Annotated in this window: 24 protein-coding genes, 1 tRNA gene and 2 riboswitches; of the genes, 4 read left to right on the top strand and 21 right to left on the bottom strand. The window is 66.9% G+C overall.

Translation table 11 applies throughout. From position 1 onward, the window contains the following. Window position 1 precedes the first annotated feature (1 nt). Window positions 2-77: transfer RNA gene (locus tag DEA8626_RS14125), tRNA-Arg, on the bottom strand. Window positions 78-244: 167 nt separating this feature from the next. Between DEA8626_RS14125 and DEA8626_RS14120 the strand changes: the two genes are divergently transcribed. After that, on the top strand, window positions 245-1,279 hold the full coding sequence (locus DEA8626_RS14120; RefSeq protein WP_281261496.1) for a LacI family DNA-binding transcriptional regulator: 1,035 nt from the start codon (window positions 245-247) through the stop codon (window positions 1,277-1,279). 4 nt (window positions 1,280-1,283) lie between these two features. On the opposite strand, the gene cobF is transcribed toward DEA8626_RS14120, so the two are convergent. The 9 genes from cobF to cbiE all read right to left on the bottom strand — a co-directional run bounded on the left by cobF (window position 1,284) and on the right by cbiE (window position 8,017). Beyond that, window positions 1,284-2,036, bottom strand: a complete 753-nt coding sequence (cobF, locus tag DEA8626_RS14115; protein WP_108853871.1) for a precorrin-6A synthase (deacetylating) — start codon at window positions 2,034-2,036, stop codon at window positions 1,284-1,286. A gap of 77 nt (window positions 2,037-2,113) precedes the next feature. Next, window positions 2,114-2,833 (bottom strand): CbtA family protein, encoded by a 720-nt coding sequence (locus tag DEA8626_RS14110; protein WP_108853870.1) that lies wholly within the window; start codon window positions 2,831-2,833, stop codon window positions 2,114-2,116. Window positions 2,834-2,856: 23 nt separating this feature from the next. Then, entirely contained in the window at window positions 2,857-3,027 is a 171-nt protein-coding gene (locus DEA8626_RS14105; protein WP_108853869.1) for a CbtB domain-containing protein, read from the bottom strand. Between the two features lie 33 nt (window positions 3,028-3,060). Next, window positions 3,061-3,279, bottom strand: a riboswitch (cobalamin riboswitch). 63 nt (window positions 3,280-3,342) lie between these two features. Beyond that, a complete protein-coding gene (locus DEA8626_RS14100; protein ID WP_108853868.1) occupies window positions 3,343-3,669 on the bottom strand; it encodes a DUF1636 family protein in 327 nt (108 codons plus the stop codon). After that, window positions 3,666-4,388 (bottom strand): uroporphyrinogen-III C-methyltransferase, encoded by a 723-nt coding sequence (cobA, locus tag DEA8626_RS14095; RefSeq protein WP_108853867.1) that lies wholly within the window; start codon window positions 4,386-4,388, stop codon window positions 3,666-3,668. The genes DEA8626_RS14100 and cobA overlap by 4 nt, the downstream gene beginning before the upstream one ends. After that, complete coding sequence (locus DEA8626_RS14090) at window positions 4,385-5,695, bottom strand: cobyrinic acid a,c-diamide synthase CobB (RefSeq protein WP_108853866.1); 1,311 nt, start codon at window positions 5,693-5,695, stop codon at window positions 4,385-4,387. Before DEA8626_RS14090 ends, cobA begins: the two co-directional genes overlap by 4 nt. Further along, entirely contained in the window at window positions 5,692-6,474 is a 783-nt protein-coding gene (gene cobM, locus DEA8626_RS14085) for a precorrin-4 C(11)-methyltransferase (RefSeq protein WP_108853865.1), read from the bottom strand. Before cobM ends, DEA8626_RS14090 begins: the two co-directional genes overlap by 4 nt. Further along, window positions 6,471-6,833, bottom strand: coding sequence for a cobalamin biosynthesis protein (locus tag DEA8626_RS14080; protein ID WP_108853864.1), 363 nt, complete (start codon window positions 6,831-6,833; stop codon window positions 6,471-6,473). The genes cobM and DEA8626_RS14080 overlap by 4 nt, the downstream gene beginning before the upstream one ends. After that, complete coding sequence (gene cbiE / locus DEA8626_RS14075) at window positions 6,830-8,017, bottom strand: precorrin-6y C5,15-methyltransferase (decarboxylating) subunit CbiE (RefSeq protein ID WP_108853863.1); 1,188 nt, start codon at window positions 8,015-8,017, stop codon at window positions 6,830-6,832. Before cbiE ends, DEA8626_RS14080 begins: the two co-directional genes overlap by 4 nt. On the opposite strand from cbiE, the gene DEA8626_RS14070 reads away from it, so the two are divergent. After that, complete coding sequence (locus DEA8626_RS14070; RefSeq protein WP_108853862.1) at window positions 8,016-8,765, top strand: cobalt-precorrin-6A reductase; 750 nt, start codon at window positions 8,016-8,018, stop codon at window positions 8,763-8,765. The genes cbiE and DEA8626_RS14070 overlap by 2 nt on opposite strands. Here DEA8626_RS14070 and cobJ read toward each other — a convergent pair. Genes cobJ through DEA8626_RS14035 form a run of 7 tightly spaced genes read right to left on the bottom strand, consistent with a single transcriptional unit; the run spans window position 8,741 to window position 16,650 of the window. After that, on the bottom strand, window positions 8,741-9,475 hold the full coding sequence (gene cobJ / locus DEA8626_RS14065; RefSeq protein ID WP_108853861.1) for a precorrin-3B C(17)-methyltransferase: 735 nt from the start codon (window positions 9,473-9,475) through the stop codon (window positions 8,741-8,743). The two genes, DEA8626_RS14070 and cobJ, sit on opposite strands and share 25 nt — an antisense overlap. After that, a complete protein-coding gene (locus DEA8626_RS14060; RefSeq protein ID WP_108853860.1) occupies window positions 9,472-10,206 on the bottom strand; it encodes a precorrin-2 C(20)-methyltransferase in 735 nt (244 codons plus the stop codon). Before DEA8626_RS14060 ends, cobJ begins: the two co-directional genes overlap by 4 nt. Continuing rightward, window positions 10,203-10,832 carry a precorrin-8X methylmutase gene (locus DEA8626_RS14055; RefSeq protein ID WP_108853859.1) on the bottom strand — a complete coding sequence of 210 codons (630 nt, stop codon included), beginning with the start codon at window positions 10,830-10,832 and terminating at the stop codon, window positions 10,203-10,205. The genes DEA8626_RS14060 and DEA8626_RS14055 overlap by 4 nt, the downstream gene beginning before the upstream one ends. Beyond that, entirely contained in the window at window positions 10,822-11,994 is a 1,173-nt protein-coding gene (cobG, locus tag DEA8626_RS14050; RefSeq protein WP_108853858.1) for a precorrin-3B synthase, read from the bottom strand. The genes DEA8626_RS14055 and cobG overlap by 11 nt, the downstream gene beginning before the upstream one ends. Beyond that, window positions 11,991-15,233, bottom strand: a complete 3,243-nt coding sequence (gene cobN / locus DEA8626_RS14045) for a cobaltochelatase subunit CobN (protein ID WP_108853857.1) — start codon at window positions 15,231-15,233, stop codon at window positions 11,991-11,993. The genes cobG and cobN overlap by 4 nt, the downstream gene beginning before the upstream one ends. A gap of 7 nt (window positions 15,234-15,240) precedes the next feature. Then, the gene (gene cobW, locus DEA8626_RS14040) at window positions 15,241-16,290 is read right to left on the bottom strand and encodes a cobalamin biosynthesis protein CobW (RefSeq protein ID WP_108853856.1); all 1,050 of its coding nucleotides are present in this window, start codon (window positions 16,288-16,290) and stop codon (window positions 15,241-15,243) included. Next, on the bottom strand, window positions 16,291-16,650 hold the full coding sequence (locus DEA8626_RS14035) for a DUF1636 family protein (protein WP_108853855.1): 360 nt from the start codon (window positions 16,648-16,650) through the stop codon (window positions 16,291-16,293). 90 nt (window positions 16,651-16,740) lie between these two features. After that, window positions 16,741-16,963: riboswitch (cobalamin riboswitch) on the bottom strand. A gap of 37 nt (window positions 16,964-17,000) precedes the next feature. Here DEA8626_RS14035 and cobO point away from each other — a divergent pair. Both cobO and DEA8626_RS14025 read left to right on the top strand, forming a co-directional pair. Continuing rightward, window positions 17,001-17,633: a cob(I)yrinic acid a,c-diamide adenosyltransferase gene (gene cobO / locus DEA8626_RS14030; RefSeq protein WP_108853854.1), complete on the top strand. Its 633-nt coding sequence runs from the start codon at window positions 17,001-17,003 to the stop codon at window positions 17,631-17,633. Between the two features lie 67 nt (window positions 17,634-17,700). Then, window positions 17,701-19,143: a cobyric acid synthase gene (locus tag DEA8626_RS14025; RefSeq protein WP_219929206.1), complete on the top strand. Its 1,443-nt coding sequence runs from the start codon at window positions 17,701-17,703 to the stop codon at window positions 19,141-19,143. On the opposite strand, the gene cobD is transcribed toward DEA8626_RS14025, so the two are convergent. From cobD to DEA8626_RS14005, 4 genes are read right to left on the bottom strand one after another with little or no spacing between them, the layout of a single operon-like run. Continuing rightward, entirely contained in the window at window positions 19,140-20,123 is a 984-nt protein-coding gene (gene cobD / locus DEA8626_RS14020; RefSeq protein WP_108853853.1) for a threonine-phosphate decarboxylase CobD, read from the bottom strand. The genes DEA8626_RS14025 and cobD overlap by 4 nt on opposite strands. Before the next feature lie 4 nt (window positions 20,124-20,127). Continuing rightward, window positions 20,128-21,069, bottom strand: a complete 942-nt coding sequence (gene cbiB, locus DEA8626_RS14015; protein ID WP_108853852.1) for an adenosylcobinamide-phosphate synthase CbiB — start codon at window positions 21,067-21,069, stop codon at window positions 20,128-20,130. Continuing rightward, window positions 21,069-21,893 (bottom strand): propanediol utilization protein, encoded by an 825-nt coding sequence (locus DEA8626_RS14010; RefSeq protein ID WP_108853851.1) that lies wholly within the window; start codon window positions 21,891-21,893, stop codon window positions 21,069-21,071. The genes cbiB and DEA8626_RS14010 overlap by 1 nt, the downstream gene beginning before the upstream one ends. Continuing rightward, window positions 21,890-22,471, bottom strand: coding sequence for a histidine phosphatase family protein (locus tag DEA8626_RS14005; RefSeq protein WP_245890875.1), 582 nt, complete (start codon window positions 22,469-22,471; stop codon window positions 21,890-21,892). The genes DEA8626_RS14010 and DEA8626_RS14005 overlap by 4 nt, the downstream gene beginning before the upstream one ends. Between the last annotated feature and the right edge of the window lie 44 nt (window positions 22,472-22,515).

Here is a 22,515-nt window from a genome sequence, read left to right as displayed (position 1 = left end):
CTGGCGGCCCCGATAGGATTCGAACCTATGACCTACCGCTTAGGAGGCGGTTGCTCTATCCCCTGAGCTACGGGGCCGCTGCCGACGTTCTCGCGTCAAACGGTTACGGTTGCAAGCCTCGCGGGCGCCGCATTGGATTTACCGGTCGCCAATCCGCAGCGCAATCACCCCGGCGTCTTTGCTTGGACAAGCCCGACCAATGGCGCTAATCAGGGCGAAAGACCACAGCCCCGGGGAAGACCAAGTGAGCCGTAGCGGACAGCCCGAATCCCGCCGCGCATTGACGCTTCGCGATGTCTCCGAAGCCTCCGGCGTATCGGAAATGACTGTCAGCCGCGTGCTTCGAAACCGGGGCGACGTCTCGGATTCGACGCGCGAGCGCGTGCTTGAGGCCGCCAAGCGGCTTGGCTACGTGCCCAACAAGATCGCCGGTGCGCTCGCGTCGCAGCGCGTTAACCTCGTCGCTGTGATCGTGCCCTCCCTGTCGAACCTCGTCTTCCCTGACGTGCTGGGAGGTATCTCGGAAGAACTCGAGGACAGTGGCCTGCAGCCGGTCTTCGGCGTCACAAACTACTTGGCCGATCGCGAAGAGGCAGTGCTGTACCAGATGCTGTCATGGCGGCCGTCGGGCGTTATCGTTGCCGGGTTGGAGCATACCGAGGCGGCCAGCGCCATGCTCCGCAACGCAGGCATCCCGATCGTCGAGATCATGGATGTGGACGGTGAGCCGATCGACAGCGTGGTCGGCATCTCGCACAGGCGCGCGGGGCTCGAGATGGCGCGCGCGATCGTGCGGGCCGGATATCTCCGGATCGGGTTTCTCGGCACGAAGATGCCGCATGACTACCGGGCGCGGAAGCGGCTTGAGGGTTTCGAGGCGGGGCTCGCCGAAACCGGCGTCGAGCTTGCGGACAAGGAGTTTTACTCGGGCGGTTCGGCGCTCTTGAAGGGGCGGGAGATGACGGAGGCAATCCTGTCACGCACGCCCGACCTCGATTTCCTTTATTATTCCAACGACATGATCGGGGCAGGCGGGCTGCTCTACTGTCTGGAAAAAGGGATCGACGTGCCCGGCAAGCTTGGGCTTGCGGGGTTCAACGGCGTCGACCTATTGGACGGGCTTCCGCGCAAGCTGGCGACCATGGACGCCTGCCGTCACGAGATCGGCCGCCGCGCGGCGCAGATCGTCGCCGGGCGCTCGGGATCGGGATTGATCGGCGGCGAAATCGTGGAACTGACACCGGTCCTGCAACTCGGCGACACGATCCGCAACGCTTGACGGCTCAGGCCCTGCGCAGAATGTAGATGTCCATGATCCAGCCGTGCCGGTCGCGCGCCTCGGCTCGTGTCTCGATGATCCTTTGCGACGTCTTATCGAGAGGCCCGGACAGCGTGATTTCCTCGGCCATCCCGACATAGGCGCCCCACCAGATTGTCACGCCTTCCGTCGCGATCGACTGGAATGAACACTCCCCGTCGAGCATGACGGCAAGGGTGTCCACGCCCTTCGGCCAGCCTTCCTCGCGCAATCGCCGGCCGGTCGTCACGATGAATGGCGCACCGATTTCGTTCAGCGGCATCGCGTGTGCCGCCGTCAGCGCCTGAAGCGAGGTGATGCCGGGAATGACCCGCACGGTCAGCGGTAGGACGCGCGCGACCCGGTCCGCGATCCTGAGCGTGCTGTCATAGAGCGACGCATCACCCCAGACCAGAAGTGCCGCACTGCCCTTAGAGCCCAATTCCGCCAGAATAGTCTCTTTCCAGACCGCCGCGATGGCATCGTGCCAGTCATCCACGCGCGCCCGGTAGTCTGGCGTTGCGAGATCACGCACGGGCAGGTCGAATTCCACGAGGCGTGTCGCCGGATTGGTTATGACCTCGGCGCAGATCGCGCGCCGCAGCTCCGCCAGATCGGCTTTGTTTTGGCCCTTTCGCGGGATCATCACCAGATCGGCCGCGTTCAGCGCTTTGATTGCCTGGCGCGTCAGGTGGTCGGGATTGCCGGTTCCGATGCCGACGAGAACGAGTTCGATCATGTGCTACCCTGAAATGAAACGCGGCCCGCTGGCCGGGCCGTGTTCGCGGCCATCGCGGCCGGAGTCAAGGTTTACGCTTAACTCTGTGCCGACCAGAGTCTTGCCGCGAGCCAGCCGAGCGCGGCCCAAGCGGCAAGACCGACACCCAGGACACGCGCCGCGAACTCTGCTCCCACTTCGGGCGGGGCGACACCCCAGTACTGATCGGGGTGCGGCGCGCCGATCACGTGCGGCGCGGCCAGAAGCGCTCCCGCGATGACTGCCGGCAGCAGACCACGTCCGAACGCCAGCAAGGCGAGACCGGCGCCGGTCGCCAGAATGGTCCCGAGCCACCAGACTTGGCGCTGAATGAGTTCGGCCGCAATCGTACCGGGCAGTTCGGGCGGAAGTCCCATCGCGGGGGCAAGCTGCAGTGAGGCGAACCCCGCGATACCCCAGAGCACGCCGTGGCTCGCTTCGACCCGGCGGCCGAAATGCTCCGCCAACGCGAAGCCGGCAACGAGGATCAGGCCGTAGGCCGCATAGATGAGCCCGGTGAACAGCACCGTCAAAGCGTTGCGCGCGAACGCGGAGCCTTCGGCGCCGCTGTCGCCATGCGCATGTTCGTCGTCCTCACCAGGCGCGTGGTCGTGCGACGCTGTGCTGTCGCCGGTTTCGGCGAAATGGATGATGGCGCCGGTTTCGTACTGCTCACCCACAAGGATAAGTTCCTGGATGAACGCGAAATGCAGCAGGGCTGCGAACAAGCCTGCCGCAAAGCCGGCGACAAGCCCGCCGGCCAGCATGCGCTGGATCATTGGTTCAGACCGTCAGCGCCTGCTCAGTGGCAGGGGAAACCGGTCGCGTGGCGCATATCGTGCGCGGCGTCGTGCAGCGCCGCCGACTGGGCGTGGCCCGCGACGAAGAGAAGCGTCGCACCCACGAGGGCAACGAAGATCACCGACAGAAGCCCGGTGGACGTCTTGGCGGCGGATTGGGTCATTGCGTTCATCTGTCTCTCCTTGCCGTCCACCCGACGGCGTCTGTCGTTTCATTCCGCATGGCCGGTCTCCTGACTTGCGGGTCGCTGCGTGCCTTCCGCCTTCCCGGGGCTTGAGCCCCAGTGGCCATTGGAAAGCCGCTCGCCGCTTACAGTCGCGGGGGCGGTTGGGGCTTCGGGTGCCGCCTTTGGTCCACCCTACCCCATTCCCATTTCAGTCCAGACGCTTCGCGTCGATTGGACACCATACGGAACCATCTGCCAGCATGCGGGCCGATCGGTCAAGGCGGATTCGCGCCACGCCACGGTCGGATTGCGACCATCATGCTATCCCGGAATCCGGGCGATCGCCTTTTCGCGCAGACTGCCGAGAGGACGGGCGTCCGCAAAGTTTCCGTCGGGCGCCTCGGTGTACAGTTCGAGAAAGGCTACAAGTTCCGGAATATCCTCGACCGTTAGTTCGCCGAAAAGATACGTCGTCTTGCCGGTCGCACGAAACGCAACCGTAGAGGGGTGGGTGCAGCCTGACATGCAGTCCGTTTCACGCACCACACAGGCAAGTCCCGCCTCTGCGACGGCAATCCGCAGGTCGCATGCGAGTCCTGCCTGGCCCGCCGGACAAGACCGGCAGACGGTCGCGGTGACGCCGCTCATTTGCCCTCCGCGAGCGGTCCCAGCAGGATCAGCGCGGGGCCGTCTGCGGCCTCTGACGCGATCAGGGCCTCCATCGTCGCAAGCGTCCCGCGAACGAGCTTTTCTGCCGGTGTAGAGACACTTTCGGCGAGAAGCGCGGGCGTATCGGCAGCCAACCCGGCGCCCTGAAGCCGACGCGCAAGCTCAGCAAAGGTGCGCTTACCCATGAAAACGACTGTCGTCGCGGTCGGATCGGCAAGCGCGGCCATATTGAGATCTTCGGGCAGTGCGCCGGTCACATCGTGGCCGGTGACGAACTGTACGCGGCGCGCGGTCAGTCTGCGGGTCAGCGGAATGCCCGCCGCTGCGGCGGCGGCCATGGCAGAGGTCACGCCAGGGATGATTTCGTAGTCGATTCCGGCCTCGCGGCATGCGACGATCTCCTCCTCAAGCCGCCCGAACAGTCCGCAATCGCCGGATTTGAGCCGCACGACCCTGGCGCCGGATCGGGCATAGTCGACGAGCAGCCGGCTCACATGATCCTGTTTCGGCGAAGTGCGCCCGGCGCGCTTGCCGACGCCGACCATGTCCGCGCCCTCCCGCGCCTTCGCGAGGATCGGACCTGACGAGAGATCGTCGAACAAAACGGCGTCGGCATTTTGCAACCGGTCCATCGCCTTCACCGTCAGAAGCTCCGGATCGCCGGGACCGGACGAGACAAAACTGACGAACCCGCTCATGTCGCCTCCGCGATCAGATGAAAGAATGTGCCCGTGGCGTTGCCCCGGCGCGAACCGGTCTCGGGCACCGCGTCGCCGTTCGCGTCTACGACCCGCGCCAGGGCCGTATCGGGTTGCTCGAGGATCGTCGAGTAGTGGAATTCGTGGCCCCTCAACCGCGCGCCCGCCGGTTCACCGGGAATCGGCGCGGCGAGCTCGGCCAACCGGTAGCCGAGATGCATCTTCCGCTTCTCGAACGACGTCACGAGGCCAAGAAGCTCCGCCATTTCGTGCCGCCGGCCCTCCCGGTCGACGATGGCCGCGCCCATCGTCATGTAGCCCCCACACTCGCCATGGACGGTGCGGGTTTCGGAGAACAGTCTCAAGCCACGCCGGAAACGGCTGGCTTGGGCGAGTTTGCCGCCGTGCAACTCGGGGTATCCGCCAGGCAGCCAGCAGCAATCGGCGCTCTCGTCCGGGGCTTCGTCGGCGAGGGGCGAGAAAGGCAGGATTTCTGCTCCCGCCGCGCGCCAGCCGTCCAGCAGATGTGGATAGACGAAGGAGAACGCCTCGTCGCGCGCGAGCGCGATGCGCTGGCCGGGCGGGGTGACCGATATTGCCTTTCCGGCCGCGATCCGCGTCGTTCCCGCCGCTGCTCGCAATGCCCTCAGGTCGAGATGCTCCGCGACGAACGTCGCGGCTTCGGCAACGATCCGGTCGAGCTCCGGCGTCTCCTCGGCCTGAACGAGGCCGAGATGGCGCTCCGGCACCTCGATTGTCGCCTTTCGCGGCAGCACGCCAAAGACGCGGATACCGGCGACCTCCATGCCGGCGCGCACCAAGGCTTCGTGCCGGGGACTCGCAACGCGGTTCAGGACAACTCCTGCGACCGTCACACCCGGCCGCATTGTCGCGAAACCCTTCGCAACCGCGGCGGCCGACTGTGCCTGCCCTGACACGTCCAGCACCAGCACGACCGGCCAGCCGGTCAGCGCCGAAAGGTCCGCGGACGCGCCCGTCCCCGTTTCCCCGGGCAACGCCACTCCGTCGAAAAGCCCCATCGACCCCTCGGCCAGCACCAGATCCGCTCCGACGGCCGCCCCGATCAGCCCGGAAATGCGATCCTGCCCCATCGCCCAGCTGTCGAGATTGACGGAAAATCGCCCAGACGCCGCACGATGGAAGGCAGGGTCGATGTAGTCCGGTCCGCTCTTGAAAGGTTGCACCTCGAGACCCTGCGCTCGGAACGCACCCAGCAGGCCCAGCATCAGCGTCGTCTTGCCGGTACCGGAGGCGGGGGCAGAGATGATAAGGCCGGGCGGAATCATGACGTCTCCGGGAACCTCGGATCGGTGCCGACCGGCCGGTACCGGCGGTCGTAGTCGCCCGCATAGAGCCTGCTTTCGTCGAAGTCCTCCGCCCCGAGGGAACGTCCGACGAAGATCAGCGCCGTGCGTTCCATTTCGGCCCCGACCGCAGTTTCGAGGGTCTCCAGCGTCGCCCGAACTATGCGTTGGTCGGGCCAAGACGCCCGCCAAATCACAGCGACCGGACAATCGGGCCCGTAATGCGGGGTCAGTTCGGCGACCACCCTATCGAGCATGTGAACGGAGAGATGGATCGCCAGCACCGCTCCGGTCATTGCGAAATTCTCCAAGGTCTCGCCCGGCGGCATCGAAGTCGCGCGGCCCGAGGTGCGGGTCAGCACGACCGATTGCACCACGCCCGGTAGCGTCAGCTCCGCTCCGAGCGCTGCCGCCCCGGCGGCGAAGGACGGTACACCTGGGGTCACGTCGTAAGGAATGCCGAGTCCCCGCAGTCGGCGAAGCTGTTCCCCCATCGCCGACCAAACCGACAGGTCGCCGGAATGGAGCCGCGCGACGTCGTGGCCCGCGTCATGCGCGGCCTTGATCTCAGCGATGATCTCGTCGAGCGACATCGGAGCAGTGTTGATGATTTTCGAGCCATTGGGGCAGTGCGACAGCACTGCCTCCGGCACCAGAGAACCGGCATAGAGGCAGACTGGGCAGGCTGCGATCAGGTCGCGCCCTCTCAGCGTCAGAAGATCCGCGGCACCCGGTCCCGCGCCGATGAAGTGCACCGTCATTCGTCCGTCCTTTCCGCGATGACGGCCGTCGCCAATCCATCGCCCGATACCACGCGCGGGCCAAGAAGCCGCGCGCCCGGCCCCGCCGCGGCCAACGCCGCCGCCTCGGCCAGCGATCCCGTGCCGAATCGTTCGGCAACCCGCGCCGAATGGCTCAGCGTCACTTCTTGCGCAAGCTCCTCTCGGCCAACTGCGCGAACCAGGAGACCGAGTTCCGCCGCCAGTTTGCCGATCGCGGGCGCTTCGGCCTTGCCCGCAACGGTCGCAAGCAGGTCGGCCCGTCCGCCCGCCCGGTCGAAGGCATCGCGCAAGGATGCGACGGTCGCGGCTGACCGGAAGCCGAGCCCAGCGACCCTCACTTTACCACGCTCCATTGCACCACCGGCCGCAACGGTTCCCAGCCGCGCATCCGCCCGAGCGGCGCAGAGATCGCCACTTCATAGCGCAACAGCGAGCCGCCCCTGTCGACTTGCAACTGGGCCAGCAGCGCCTCGGATTCGAGTGTGACGGCGTTCACGACCAGCCGTCCGCCGTCCCGAAGGCGCTTCCATACACTCTCTATTCCAGCGAAATGCATGCCTCCGCCGACAAATACCGCATCCGGCTCGGGCAGCGCCTTCAGTCCCTCGGGCCAAGCGGACTCATGAACTTCGAGCCGATGCGAGAGCCCGAACGCCGCCGCGTTGGTGCGGATGTTCGCAGACCGGTCCGCCCGGGCTTCAACCGCCTGGGCGGTGGTTCCGGGCGCTGACAGGCACCACTCGACCGAGATCGAGCCAGAGCCCGCGCCCAAGTCCCAAAGAACCTCCCCCGGACGCGGCGCCAGGGCGGACAGAGTCAAGGCCCGGATCGGCCGCTTGGTGATCTGGCCGTCATGCGTGAAACAGTCATCGGGAAGGCCCGAGGCGCGCGGCAGTCCCACCGCACCGTCCGTGTCGATCGCGACCGCCACTGGATGCGCGACATCGGAGAGAGCGTAATCGTGCGCGACCGTCTCCCTCACACGCTCTCGCGGCCCCCCAAGCGCCTCCATAGCGACCAGCCGCGACGGTCCGAACCCGCGATCCGACAGCCATTTCGACAAGGCACCGACAGCGGCTCCGTCCCGAACGAGGCAGACCGCGCGCACACCGCGGCCAAGCACGGGCACGAGGCGCTCGAACGGCGCGGCATGGAGGCCGAGGCAGATCGTGTCTTCCAGCCGCCAACCCAAGCGAGAGGCGGCGAGCGAGAAGGTCGAGGGGGCAGGATGCGCGGTCCATTCGCCCGGTTCGAGATGCGCCGAGAGGCTACCGCCCGCGCCGAGCCAGAACGGGTCGCCGGAAGCCAACACTACGACATTTCGGCCCTTTTCAGCCAGAACCGGGTCGATTTTGAACGGAACTGGCCATTCGCGGCCGCGATCGCCAGCCCCGACCAGTTCAAGGTGACGCGGACCGCCGAAAATGATATCCGCCGCGCGGATGGCTGCGCGACTTGCCTCGGACAGGCCGCTCACGCCATCCTCGCCCAGTCCGACGATCACCAGCCAGGGATCAGACATGACCCGCGTCCTTCTCCTCGGCGGCACGACCGAAGCGAGCGCTCTTGCAAGGCGTTTGGCAGATGCGCGAGTGGAGGCTGTCTTTTCCTATGCCGGACGCACCGAATCGCCCGGGACACAACCCTTGCCGACGCGGATTGGTGGCTTTGGCGGAGCCGGAGGGTTGGCTGAATACATCCGGTCCGCAGGATTCACGCATGTCATAGACGCGACGCACCCATTCGCCGTCCAGATGAGCCGCAACGCGGCTGCCGCCTGCGCTGAAACCGGCACGCCGCTTTGCGCCTTTGAACGCGAACCGTGGACGGCGGGGCCTGGCGATGAATGGCGTCACGTCGCGGATGTTGGCGCGGCTGTCGACGCACTTCCCGATACGCCAGCTCGCATCTTCCTCGCCATCGGCAAGCAGAACCTCGCGGCCTTTGGTGCGAAGCCCCAGCACCATTATCTTTTGAGGCTTGTCGATCCGCCTGAAGGACCGCTGCCCTTGCCCGATGCGGACGCCCTCATCGCGCGTGGCCCTTTTACCGAGGCAGAGGATCTGCGGCTTCTGATCAACCATCGGATTGACCTGATCGTCGCGAAAAACTCCGGCGGCGCGGGCGCCCGGGCCAAACTCGATGCGGCGCGGCTTCACCAGGTTCCAGTCGTCCTGATCGACCGGCCGGCCATGCCGCCCCGACGCGTCGCACGCGATGTTGACGGGGTTATGGCGTTTCTCGCTCATCGCGCCGACCTCGGCGTGTAGACGAACTGGCCCACGCGCCGCGTGTCAGCGTTGCCGACAAGCACCATAGTCCTCATATCCGCCATTTCGGGCATCGCCTCGGCGAGCGTCATGGTCTCCAGCCTCTCTTCCGGCGTGGTGACGGCACGCGCGAAGGAGATCAGCCGGTCGGGCCCGCACTCCTGGCGCAGGATGTCGAGTGCGCGGGCGAACTGATGCGGCCGGCTCTTCGAGCGCGGATTGTAGAAGGCCATCGCGAATCCTGCCTGTGCGGCGAGCTTCAGGCGGTGTTCGACAAGGTCCCAGGGCTTGAGGTTGTCCGACAGGTTGATCGCGCAGAAGTCGTGACCCAGCGGAGCGCCGAGCCGGGCGGCGGCGGCGAGCATCGCGGTGATGCCGGGCAGGACGCGGATTTCGAAGGCGTCGGGGTCCGACCTTCGTTCGAGCGCTTCGAAAAGAGCCGAGGCCATCGCGAAGACGCCGGGGTCACCGGAAGAGACGATGACGACCCGCCCGCCCTCCGCCGCAATGTCGAGCGCGAGATTGGCGCGGTCCAACTCCACGCGGTTGTCCGAAGGATGCAGAATCAGCCCCTCGCGCGGCGCGACGCGGGCGACGTAGGGTAGGTAGCCGACCACGTCGGTCGCATCGGCGAGGGCCGCCCGGACCTCGTCCGTGACAAGCCGGTCATCGCCCGGCCCAAGACCGGCGACCGCGACGCATCCGCTCATGGCCTGCGCCCCTGTCCATGTACGAGGACGATGGAGAAGTAGGGGACCACCGCTTCGGCCTCGGACAGCCGCTGCACGCGCTGCCCCTCCATCGTCCCGCGCTCTACGATCCAGGCCGCCCCGAGCCGCCCAGCGGTTGCGAGCGCGCGGCGCAGTTTCGGCAGATTGCGGCCGATCTTCATGACGACGAGCGCGTCTGCGTCGCGCGCGCGCTCGGCCAGCACCTCTTCCGGCAGCGTCGCCATCAGCACGGTCAACACGTCGTCGCCCCAGGTGATCGGGATGCCGGTCGCGGTCCAGCAACCAGACATGCCGGTGATGCCCGGGACCACCTCCACGTCGGCGCGGCCCTGGAGTCGCGAATGGAGGTGCATGAACGAGCCGTAGAAGAACGGATCGCCTTCGCAAAGGACAACAACAGTCTCTGTTTCGGCCAATACTGCGATCTTCTTCGCCCAGTTCTCGTAGAATTCAGCGAGCTGCCGATTGTATTCGGGGTCGGAGAAGTGGATCTCGGTGGTAACCGGATACTCCATCGGATACTCGGCCACGTCCGGTCCGATCATTCCGTTGACGATCTGCCGAGCCTGACCGGCACGCCCCGCCTTGCGGAAATATGCGACGTGCTTCGATCCGCGGATGACGCGATCAGCCCTCACGCTCATCAGTTCGGGATCTCCGGGTCCGAGGCCCACGCAGATCACCTTTCCGGTGTGGGAGCCCATCGTCATTCCTTCCGGCTCGCAAGCGCATTGACGGCGGCCACGGTTATCGCCGATCCACCGAGTCGCCCTTTCACTATCAGCGACGGCGCGGGAAGATCCTGCATCAGCGCGTCCTTGGATTCCGCAGCGCCGACAAAGCCCACCGGGCAACCGATGATCGCCGCCGGGCGCGGACAGGCGGGGTCTTCGAGCATGTTGAGCAGATGGAAGAGCGCGGTCGGAGCGTTTCCGATGGCCACCACGGCGCCTTCGAGATGCGGCCGCCACAGCTCCAACGCGGCAGCCGAGCGGGTGTTTCGCAACTCCTTCGCCATGTCAGGCACGCGCGGATCGTTGAGGGTGCAGATCACATCGTTCCTCGCAGGAAGGCGCGGGCGAGTGATGCCTTCGCTCACCATCCGCGCATCGCACAGGATCGGCGCGCCCGCCTCCAGCGCCGCGCGGGCGGCGGTGGCCATGCCGGGGGTGAAGCGGACATGTTTCTCAAGCCCGACCATCCCTGCCGCATGGATCATTCGGACCACGACGACCTCTTCCTCGGGCACAAAACGGCTCAGATCCGCCTCGGCGCGGATCGTCGCAAAGCTCTCGAGGTAGATCGCGGCGCCGTCGGTCTGATAGCTATGGGGCATCTTCGGCCTCGGAAAGGAGTTCGGCGGTCAGCGTCTCGGGGTGGAGCCCGGTCAAGGCGGGTTCATCGGAGGACGAGCCGTCGCGGATCAGGTCGACCGTGCCGCCCGGCCGACCGACGAGCGTCAGCGGCGCGGGTGCCGGGTGAGCGCATCCCTTGGAACAGCCCGACACGTGGAGACCGAGGCCGGGCGGGAGCGCGACGCTCAGCCTCTGCGCCAAGGTTCGCGTAGCGATCTGCCCTTGCGGACAGGCGGGCGCACCGGTGCAGGCGGTGACGTTAAGAAGCGGGTGCCAGGGATCGGTAATCACGCCCGCGCATCCCGGAGCCTCGAGCGCGCCTTCGATCAGCAGCATACGCCAAGGCGTGGTGCGCAACGGCCCGATTTCGGCCAGATAGGACAGGGTTTCGGCCGTCATCTGGCCGAACTCCAACGCAACCATCCACCCCTGAGCCACGCGTCCCGGTGCAGGGGAAGGCTTTGCCGCACGCGGAACCCCGGGCACCTCAGTGAATGCTTCCGGCAAAATGGCGCCACGCGCAATATGCGGGGCCATGCGGCCCCGGCCCTGCGGGGCTCCACCGGTGCTCAGGAACCAGCGCGCAAGCTCCAGCGCGATTTCGGCGACCTGATCCGCTGAGACCATCGCCCCTGTCGCCGCGCCGTCCGGGCGCACGAGAAGGCTATCGCCGGGTCCACTTTCCACGCGGATATCGGCTGAAACGGCAGTCAGAACCGGCTCGCCGGCGCAATCGACGGCGTAGCCGAACTTTCCGGGCGTGTCTGGCGCTCCTTCCGCCCCCAGCGCTGCGGCGAGAGACGCGGCGATCTCTTGCACCCGATCGCCCTCGCTCCAGAACGGAGTCGCGACGATGTTGCGGCGGCTTTCCGCTTCAGTCGTCTCGTCGATCAGGCCCAGCGCGGCGAGCCCTTCGATCAGCGGGCGGTGCCCGAGTGCGCTCACACCGCGGAGTTGAACATTCGCGCGAGCCGACAAATCGATCAGCCCGTTCCCATAGCGCCTGGCGAGAGCGGCCAAGCCCGCCGCCTGTTCGGGCAATAGCCGCCCGCCGCGCGGCCGCACGCGGACGACAAGCCCGTCCCCCGACATCATGGGGCGGAGCGCGCCAGGGCACCAGCCTTTGACGACAGGCGCGCTCATCCTTCCGCCTCCATCGCGATGGAGTTGCGGCGCGTGACCCAAAGCCCTGCCTCCGCCAGCGACGAGAACCTGTCGCGCATCGCGGACAGCGCACCGGGGTTCTCCCGTTCCATGAAGGCGACGATGTCGTCGCGGCCAAGCGTCGCCTCGTGGTAGAGGTCGAACAGATGCGCGGGCACGGCACGCGCCAGATGCGCGAAGGCCGCCATGTGGTCGAGCGTGGCGGCGATCTCTGCCGCCCCCCGAAAACCGTGATTCATCATCCCGTCCGCCCAGCGTGGATTGGCGGCGCGGGCGCGGACGACGCGACCGATCTCTTCGGTCAGGGTACGGGCGCGGGGCGCGTTGGGCCGAGTGGCATCGACGTGATAGAGCGCCGGCGCGTGACCGCCGAGCCGGGCTACGGCAGCGGCGAAACCGCCCTCATGCGCGGCGTAGTCCGAGGCCAGAAGCAGGTCGGTTTCGAGCAAATCCTGGACATGGACAAAGCCGTCCGCGCCCTTGACCTGTGCCTCCAGGGCCGCGCGGGCCGGGTGAGCGTCGCCGCTCGCGTCGATCGCCCATTCCGAACCCGAAAGCCAGGCTTCGCCGGCCGCCAGGCGACCGTCCGGCCCGTAATCCTCGATCGGCTCGCCCATGGCGAGCCCGTAGAGCCCCGGTTTCGGCCCGAACACACGGGGCGTTGCGTGCAGGTAGGGGTTGTCCCCTGGTGCCTCTTCACGTTCGGAAAGCGCGGCGGCAGCAGCCTCGAAAAGTTGGGCGAGGCCCGGGAAAACGTCTCTGAACAGGCCGGATACGCGCAAAGTGACATCAATGCGGGGGCGACGGAGCAGCGCTAGCGGGATGACCTCGAAGCCCGAAACACGCTCCGACCCCTCATCCCATTTCGGGCTGAGGCCTGCGAGGTGCAAGGCCATCGCGAACTCCTCGCCCGCCGTGCGCATCGTGGCCGAACCCCAAAGGTCCACCACCAGAGATTTCGGCCAATCGCCTTTGTCCTGAAGATGCCGGCGCAACAGCTCCTCGGCGAGCTTCACGCCCTGCGCATGGGCGGCACGCGAGGGCACGGCACGCGGATCGGTAGTGTACAGATTCCGCCCTGTCGGCAGCACGTCCGACCTCCCCCGGAAGGGCGAGCCTGACGGACCAGGATCGACGCGGCGCCCGTTCAGAGCGGCGAGAAGGCCCGCGCGCTCTTCCGCCCCGCATCGGCCGTTGCCGAAGACATGCAACCCTTCGCCATACTGGCTTTCCTTGATGTCGCAGACGAAGCGGTCGATCCGGGTGATTGCTTCGGCCGGCGAAGCGTCCTCGGGGACGCCAAGATCGTCTTCCACCCCGCGCCCTCTGGCCTCCTCCCGGATTGCGGCTATCAGCCGGTCGCGGCGGGCGGGGTCGAGCCCATCGGCGGTGGAGTATTCGTCAAGCAGACGTTCCAGCCGGTTCAGATCCTCCGGCACCGCGCTTTCGGCGAGTGGCGGCGGCAGGTGGCCGATCGTCACCGCCCCGATCCGCCTTTTGGCCTGCGCAGCCTCACCTGGATCATTCACGATGAAAGGGTAGATGACTGGCAGATCGCCAGTCAGCGCCTCCGGCCAGCAATCCTTGGACAGAGCGACCGACTTGCCTGGCATCCACTCGAGCGTGCCGTGCGCCCCGATATGGATCAGTGCGTGAATACGTTGCGACCGGAGCCAGAGATAGAAGGCCACATAGGCGTGGCGCGGCGTGCGGCTCAGGTCGTGGTAGTCATCGCCGCGCGTTTTGACGTCCCCACGTTCCGGCTGAAGGGCGACGATGGCCTGACCGCGCCGGATCGCTTGGAATCGGAAGTGCCCGTCCACAACCGCGGGGTCGGTGTCTGGTTCGCCCCAAGCCGCGAAGAGCGCCTCACGCAGTGGTCCAGATATCAAGAAGATAGTGTCCAAGTAGGCCGAAACCGGCCATTCGAGGGTCTCGGTCGACAGCGCGGCGCCGAGATCGTCACCGGCCATGACGGCATGGCCGTTCCCCGCCATAGCACCCAGGATGGCCTCAGCGGAATCGAGTGCATCGAGACCGACGGCATGGGCAAGCTGGTGCGCCTTGCCAGGATAGGTGGACAACACGAGCGCCAAATTGCGCCCGCCAGCGGGCGTGGTTGAAAGGCGATGCCAGCCCGCGACGCGGTCCGCCACGGCAGCGGTCCGATCGGGATCGGCGCGGTGCACGAAACGGGAATACTGAAGGTCAGCGTCCATCTTCGACGGCTGCTTGAAGCTCGCGACACCGGCGAAGATGCGACCGTCGACTTCGGGCAGCACGACATGCATTGCCAGATCGGCGGGCGACAGGCCGCGCTCCGCCTCGGTCCAGTCCTTTTTCCGCGCGGTCGAGAGCGCCACCTGGAAGACCGGGCAACCGGGTGCGTCAAGGGGCGAGGCGCCGCCGTCCGCGCCCTTGGCCGAAAACGCCGTCGCATTAACGATGGCGGCAGGCTTCAATCGCGCGAGCTCCGCTCGCAGCCAGGTCGCGGCCGCCGGGTCCTTCAGCGATGCGGCATAGGCGCCGACGGCGGCAAAGCCGCGCTTTTCCAACGCTGTGATCAATGCGTCCACCGGGTCGGTGTCCGCCGAGGTCAAGTACGATCTGTAGAAGGTGACGACCGCCAGGGGGCGTTGCCCAACCTCCGGCACGGGCGCAACACCCTTACCCGGCAGATACCACCCGAAGGGAGGCACGGTCTTGTCGCCCGCCACCGGTCCGGCGTAAAGCCCCACCGCCAGCGCCATCTGCTGCAGCGCCGCCTGTGCGGCAACCGTGCCGCCGGCGTCGCAGAGCGATTGCAGCCGGCGCAGGGTCGATTTCGGCAATGTCGACAATTCGTCGAGCCGCGCATCGTCGCGCCCGTCGGCGGGCAGTACCGCCAGCGCGATTCCCCGCCGCCGGGCAAGGTCCTGCACCTGCGCGAGCCCATAGGGCCAGTAGCTTTCCCCGCCGATCAGGCGGATCAGGATGCCCTTGGCACCCGCCAGCGTCTGTTCAACATAGGTGTCGACCGACAACGGGTGCCGCAGGGCCACTAGATTGGCCAGCCGAAGCGTGGGCAGCGCGCCGGCGGCGCGATGCCAGCCCGCCGCGAAAGCACCGAGATCACTGTCAGAGAACGACAGCGCCACCAGATCGGCCGGGTCCTGGCCGAGATCTCTGGGCGTGTCGGTTTCCTCGAGCCCGTGACTTTCGCGGAAGATGACATGCATCGTGGCGTCAGGCCCCCACGGTTTCCGGCAACAGCACCGCGCGGATCGCTGCCGGATCGACATCGTCATGCTCACCGATCACGACAAGCCGCGAGACCCGCGCCGCGTCTCCCCAGGGCTGGTCGTACTGGGACCGGACCCGCTCGCCCACGGCCTGGACGAGCATCCGCATCGGCTTGCCGCTTACCGCGACATAGCCCTTCACGCGCAGGATGTTCTGCTCCCGCGCGAGGCGCGTGATCGCCTCCTTCAGCGCGTCCGGATCGACGATTTCGGGCAGGTCGATCACCACCGTGTCAAAGTCGTCGTGTTCATGATCATCCGTCCCGTCGTGATGCGAGGGCCGCGTTTCGAGATCGTCCTCGGCCGCAGCGTTCAGGCCGAGAATCACCTGGGGATCGATCCGACCCTCTTCCATCGGAAGAATCGGCAACGGACGCGGCGCTTCGGCCTCGACCACGGCCCTCGCGGCGGCAAGCCCGGCCTCGCCCGCAAGGTCCGCCTTCGACAGAAGCACAATATCTGCGCAGGAAATCTGATCCTCGAAGACCTCTGAAAGCGGCGTCTCGTGATCCAGCGAGTCGTCCGCAGCCCGCTGCGCCTCCACCGCGGCCACGTCAGGCGCGAAGCGGCCTGCCGCGACTGCCTCGGCGTCGGCCAATGCGATGACGCCGTCGACAGTGATGCGCGAGCGGATCGCAGGCCAGTCGAAGGCCTTTAGAAGCGGTTTCGGCAAGGCGAGGCCCGAGGTCTCGATCAGGATGTGATCGGGCTTCTGCGGCAATGCCATCAATGCCTCGATCGTCGGGATGAAATCGTCCGCGACAGTGCAGCAGATGCAGCCATTCGCCAGTTCGACGATATTTTCCGCCGGGCAGTTCTCATCCGCGCAGGACTTCAGGATATCGCCATCGACACCGACCGGGCCGAATTCGTTCACGAGAACCGCCAGCCGCTTGCCTTGCGGGTTCTGCATCAGGTGCCGGATCAGCGTCGTCTTGCCGCTGCCCAGAAACCCGGTGATCACGGTGACGGGAATCTTCGAAAGTTCGGTCATTCAGTTCTCCATCGGGGGTATGCGGGCAAGCGACTGCTTGCGGAATATGACGGGGCGTTCGCGCCAGGGGACGAGCCCGTCAGGCGCCTTTGCGTAGGCGGCAGCGCCGGCAAGGATGTCCTCGACATGCGAATCCGGGTCCAGGTGGCCGTAGACGTAAGACCAGCGGCCGGGCGCGGACAAAGCGATGTTGCAGCCGTGATCGCAGGCCGAGAGGCATTCGACTGGCACAATTCGGACGCCTGCGGGCGCGCCCGCCTCTTCCAACGCCTGCAGCAGCCGCGCGCCGGGGCGCGCGGCGTCGTCCGGAACGGGCTCACCCATCCGACAGGTCGTGCAGACATGGAGCGTTACGGTCACTCGGGCCGGTCCTTTCCTTCGCACGGAAAGGGGCGTGCCTGCTTGGAGCGGTATCGCACTCCGGGCCGGCCGCGGAACCCCCCGTCCGCCGTCACACATCCAGCGCTGGCAGGTCTCCCGGCTTGCGGATGTCGGAGCTTCGCTCCGCCGGCCCCACCCCCTTCCCGGCCTCTGCCAGTGGGACACGGGGGACCTCTCCGGTCACGGTCGCGGGGGCGGCTGCGCTTCGGCCCCGAACCGCGATCGGTCGCAAAGCCTGTCGCATTCCCTCTTCGCCTGCCATATGACAGGAACCAGCGCCGCCTCACCTGAGGCATGAGGCGCCCCCTTGTCAAGCAACGGAAGGGACCATGGCCGCACCGAAACCGACCGATCCGGCAGCAGATGCCGCCCGCCATGCACAAAAGATGGCCAAGAAGAAGGCCGCGCGTGACAAGATCATGGCAACGAAGGAGGGTGAGAAAGGGCTGATCGTCGTCCATACGGGTGCCGGGAAGGGCAAGAGTTCGTCGGCATTCGGCATGATCCTGCGCTGCATCGCGCATGGAATGCCCTCGGCTGTCGTGCAATTCATCAAGGGTGCCTGGTCGACGGGCGAGCGCACACTGATCGAGGAGCATTTCGGCGATCTCTGCCAGTTCTACGCGATGGGCGAGGGCTTCACATGGGAAACCCAAGACAAGGAGCGCGACATCGCCGCGGCGCGGGCCGGATGGGAGAAGGCCAAGGAACTCATTCGCGATGAGAAGAACAGGATGGTACTGCTCGACGAGATCAACATCGCGCTGCGCTACGACTATCTGCCGATCGAAGAGGTCGTAGAGTTTCTCAAGTCCGAAAAGCCTGCAATGACGCATGTGGTGCTGACCGGGCGGAACGCGAAGGAAGAATTGATCGAGATCGCGGATCTCGTCACGGAGATGACGCTCGTGAAGCATCCGTTCCGATCGGGGATCAAGGGCCAGAAGGGCGTGGAGTTCTGAGGACGGAGCCGGGGGCTCTGCCCCCGGGCCCCCGGAGTATTTTCGGACAGAAAGTGTGCAGGGTGTCGTGCGGGCGCTGATGATCCAAGGGGCTGGCTCGAATGTCGGCAAGTCGCTTCTCGTCGCCGGTCTCTGCCGGGTCGCGCGGCGAAGGGGGCTATCGGTCGCGCCATTCAAGCCGCAAAACATGTCGAACAACGCCGCGGTGACGACAGACGGCGGCGAGATCGGGCGGGCGCAGGCCCTGCAGGCGCTGGCCTGCGGGGTGGGGGCCCATACAGACATGAACCCCGTTCTGCTTAAGCCCGAGACCGATACCGGCGCGCAGGTCATAGTGCAGGGCAAGCGACTGACGACGGTTCGGGCAAGAGACTATTCCGCCCTGAAGCCGCAACTTCTGCCATTTGTGCTGGAGAGCTTCGAGCGACTCAAGGCCACCTACGACCTGGTCATCGTCGAGGGCGCCGGGAGCCCGGCGGAGGTCAATCTTCGGGCGGGCGACATTGCCAATATGGGCTTCGCCCGCGCCGCCAGGGTGCCGGTGATCCTTGCCGGAGACATCGACCGGGGCGGGGTCATCGCGCAGATCGTCGGGACGCAGGCGGTGCTCGATCCCGACGACGCTACCATGGTTGGCGGCTTCCTCATCAACAAGTTCCGCGGCGACCCATCGCTGTTCGACGACGGCTATCGGCTGATCGAGGCGCGAACCGGTTGGCGCGGCTTCGGTGTGCTACCCTATTTCCGCGACGCGGCGAAACTTCCCGCCGAGGACGCGCTCGATCTCGGCGGTGCCACCGGGGGCGGGCCGCTCAAGATCGCTTGCCTCGCGTTCAGCCGGATTGCGAATTTCGACGATCTCGACCCGCTGAAGCTCGAGCCTTCGGTGAGCCTCACGATGGTCCGCGAGGCCGAGCCGATCCCGGGCGATGTCCGTCTGGTCATCCTGCCCGGCTCAAAATCGACACGCGGCGACCTAGCCTATCTTCGCGATCAGGGCTGGGACATCGATCTCGCCGCCCATGTCCGGCGCGGCGGCCATGTGCTCGGCATTTGCGGCGGTTACCAGATGCTCGGCAGGTCGATCGCCGACCCCGAGGGCATCGAAGGCAAACCCGGCGAGGCCGAGGCGCTCGGGCTACTCGATGTCACCACGACGATGACGCCCGACAAGCGACTGACCCGCACCGCCGCAGTTCATGCCGCGACCGGGGCGCCAATGGAGGGCTACGAAATCCATATCGGCCAAACGGAAGGCCCGGCCCGCGCCCTGCCCTTCGCCTATGTGGACGGAGAGCCCGAAGGCGCCACCTCGTCCGACGGCCGGATCATCGGCAGCTACCTGCACGGCATGTTTGCGGGCGATGCGTTCCGCGCGGCGTTCCTGTCCCGCCTCGAAGTGTCCTCCACTGCCCTTTACGGAGCGAGTGTCGAGGCGGCGCTTGACGCGCTGGCCGATCACATGGAAGCGCATCTGGACGTGGACGGGCTTCTCGCGCTGGCCCGCTAGACTGTTGCAGCGCAGGGCGGCGCCAAAGCCTCCGCCAAACGCTCCCATTCTGCCTCCTGCCCCGGCAAGCCGAGCCGCAACCAGCCCTCCGACCACGGAAAGGCCCGTGACCATATGCGGGCGTTGGCCAGGCGGTCGCGCGCGGCGATCGCGTCGCCCGTCTCATAGAGGCGGAAGAGAGGTGTCCCGCCGACAAGGGACCAGCCCGCCGCGCGCGCCATCGCGTCGAGCCTCCCGGCTTCGGACAGGAGCCGGGCCGTCGTCTCTTCAGCCCAGGCGCGGTCGGACAGCGCTGTCGAGCCGATGGCGACCGCCGCGCCTGATACAGGCCAGGGACCGGCCATGCGTGCGAGCTCGGCGATGTCCAGCTCATGGCCGATGACGAATCCGAGACGCAGCCCGGCGAGCCCGTAGAACTTGCCGAAGGACCGCAGGACGAAGAGGCCCGGCCGCCCGGCCTGCGCGGCAATCGAAAGTTCGGGCACGGGATCGGCGAAACTTTCGTCGACGACGAGTCGGCCGACCCGTTCGGACAACTCGAGCAGCATCTCGGGATTCTGGCACCGCCCGTCGGGATTGTTCGGGTTCACGACCACGGTCAGGTCGGCGCCGCACAGCGCGGCGAGGTCGCCGACCTCCTCCACTGTCCAGCCGGCCGCACGAAGCGAGGCGGCGTGCTCGTTATAAGTGGGCGAGAGCACGCGGGCGCGGCCGGGCGTTCCAAGGCGCGGGATGGCCTGAATGGCGGCCTGGGCGCCCGCCATGGCGAGGATTGGCGCGCCGGTGCCAAAGGCGGACGCGGCCGACGTGGTCAGTGCCGCCAGTTCCGCCCCGGTGGGCAACGCTGTCCAGGCACTCAAGGGCAGATCAGGGATGGGGTAGGGTGTGCGGTTGATACCGGTCGAAAGGTCAATCCAGTCCGATGCCTCTCCGCCGTAGCGGGCCATCGCCCTGTCTATGTCACCGCCGTGATCCTGCATCGCCTCAGACCCATGCCGCGAAAAAGACAAGGGCTGCAAGCGCGAAGAGCGCCGCGCGGAACAGGGAAAGGGCCCGGCAGATATCGCGCGGTTCCGGATCGGGCGCACCGCCGTTGACCCAAGGCTCCTCCGCCACCCGGTCCGCGTAGACGCGCGGCCCCGACAGGCGGACCCCGAGCGCGCCGGCCATCGCCGCCTCTGGCCAGCCTGCATTGGGGGAGCGGTGGTGGCGAGCGTCGCGCACCATTGCCCGAAACGCGGCGCCGCGAGCGTGCGAGACGACTGCGAACAGCACTCCCGTTAGCCGCGCGGGAACCAGGTTGGCGACGTCATCGATACGGGCCGCAGCCCAGCCGAAGGCCTCGTAGCGAGAATTGCGATGCCCGATCATCGAGTCGAGCGTGTTGATGGCCTTGTAGGCGGCGATCCCCGGCAGGCCGAAAAGCGTCCCCCAGAAGACGGGCGCCACTATACCATCCGACGTGTTCTCTGCCAGACTTTCGAGCGCCGCTCGCGCGACGCCGGCCTCGTCGAGTTGCGCAGGGTCGCGCCCGACGATCATCGCCACGGCGCTCCGCGCGCCGTCCAGATCGCCGTCAGAAAGCGGCGCGGTGACGGCCCGGATATGGCTTTGCATCGACCGGATCGCGATGAATGGCCAAGCGATGACACCGCCCAGCAGGATGCCCAACCACCCCTCGGGCAGAAACCAGGTGGCCATCCAGGCCAGGTCAGCCGCAATCGCAACCACGATGACCGTGGCTGCGAGACCGGCCAGGCGACGCTGGGGAGGATCCGCGTCTTCAAGGTTCAGCCAGGATTCCAGCCGCGAGATCAGCGCGCCGATCCAGGTGACCGGATGCCCGATGACAGCGTAAAGCCGTGCGGGCCAGCCGATCGCCGTATCGATGGCCATCGCTACGAGCATGATCGCCGCACCGCTCATCAAGGCCTTTCCTTGCCGACCGAAAACCTCAGAACAGCTCGGATTCCCGCCCGACGGAGCGCGGCCGGCGCATCGGGCGCGATACGGCCGGGCGCGAACAGCAGAGCGCGGGCCGAGCCGGTATGGGCAATTGCGAAGCCCAACGCGCCGAGATCGCCGGCCAATCGCTCTGTCGGATCGTCACTTGGACCGCGCATCGCAAGTGTGCGCCGCGCAGAGACGGAGGCGACCGCCGCCGCGGCGGTCGCATCACCGGCGCGAGTGGCACCCCGCCAATCGGCGAGAAGATCCGAGATGTCGGGAAAGGATGCATCCCCCGCCTCGGTCCGCCGGTCTGGTCCGTAGAAGCCGCCGATCACATCAAACCGGGGAACGGGCGGCAGCGCCTCAAGAACCCGCCCCCGACGCGACGCCCAGAGAAGTCTCTCGGGCCGGTCGAACATCAAGGGGTCGCTGGCGCCCTCAGCTTCGATGCACGCGTGCGCGAGATCTTCTGGCGCACCACGATAGCCGGCGAGACCCGCCAGCGCGAGAAGTGCCGCTGTCGAAGCTCCGCCCCCCCCGCCCGCCGGCATGCACGCGCGCAAGACAACGCGGCCGCCCAAGGTCAGACCAAGCGAGCCAAGAAAACGACGCGCGCGTTCTGGGGTGATGAGGCGCTGCCCGCCGCCGTGAACAGCCAGGCCCGGACCGGGCAGGTGCCACCCGCCAAGCGAGAGCGCCGGACAGGGCAGCGTGACCAAGGCCACGGGACCATCCCGTCCGATTCGGCCCTGCAGCAATTCTCCGAAATGGCCCGCGACGCGGATGGCGGCAGCCGTCATGCCGCGACCTCGTTGACCGACGCGATCGACCAGGCGCCGCTTGGCAACGCGAGTATGCGCGTGACCGACAAGGGCGCGACGTCAAACGCCAGGGCGGGCGCGACGGCTCCGAGCGCGATCGCAAGCCCGGCGCGCACCGTTCCGCCATGCACCACGACAGCGGCCGGCCCGTTCGATTCGGCGAGCCGCGTTAGCACAGGCATCGCGCGCGCGCAGAGATCCGCGAAGCTTTCTCCTTCGGGTGGTCGGTGCTGCGCGAGATCTTCCGACGAAAGCAGGCCGAGATCGGGCAGGCCGGCGAAGGGCCGCCCCTCCCACGCCCCGAAATCCTGCTCCCAGAGGTCGGGCTCCTCTGCGACCGCCTGCACGTCAGGCCAGAGCGCGGCCGCCGTTTCCCGGCAGCGCCGCGCGGGGCTCACGACGATCCGGGCAGGTTCGCCAAGCCGCGCCCGAAGCGCGGCTATGGCCGCCATGTCGCTGCAATCGGCCGCGACGTCGGTGCGTCCGCAAAGGCGCCCGCCGTGCAAGGCGGGCGCATGCCGGATCAACATCAGCTCTGTCGCGCTCCCGCCGCTCACGGTCGCATTCTCCCTTTCCCGCATCGCCTGTTTCTGCTTTGAGG

The organism is Defluviimonas aquaemixtae (assembly GCF_900302475.1).
GTDB lineage: Bacteria > Pseudomonadota > Alphaproteobacteria > Rhodobacterales > Rhodobacteraceae > Albidovulum > Albidovulum aquaemixtae.
This window is presented reverse-complemented; position numbering and strand designations above follow the sequence as displayed.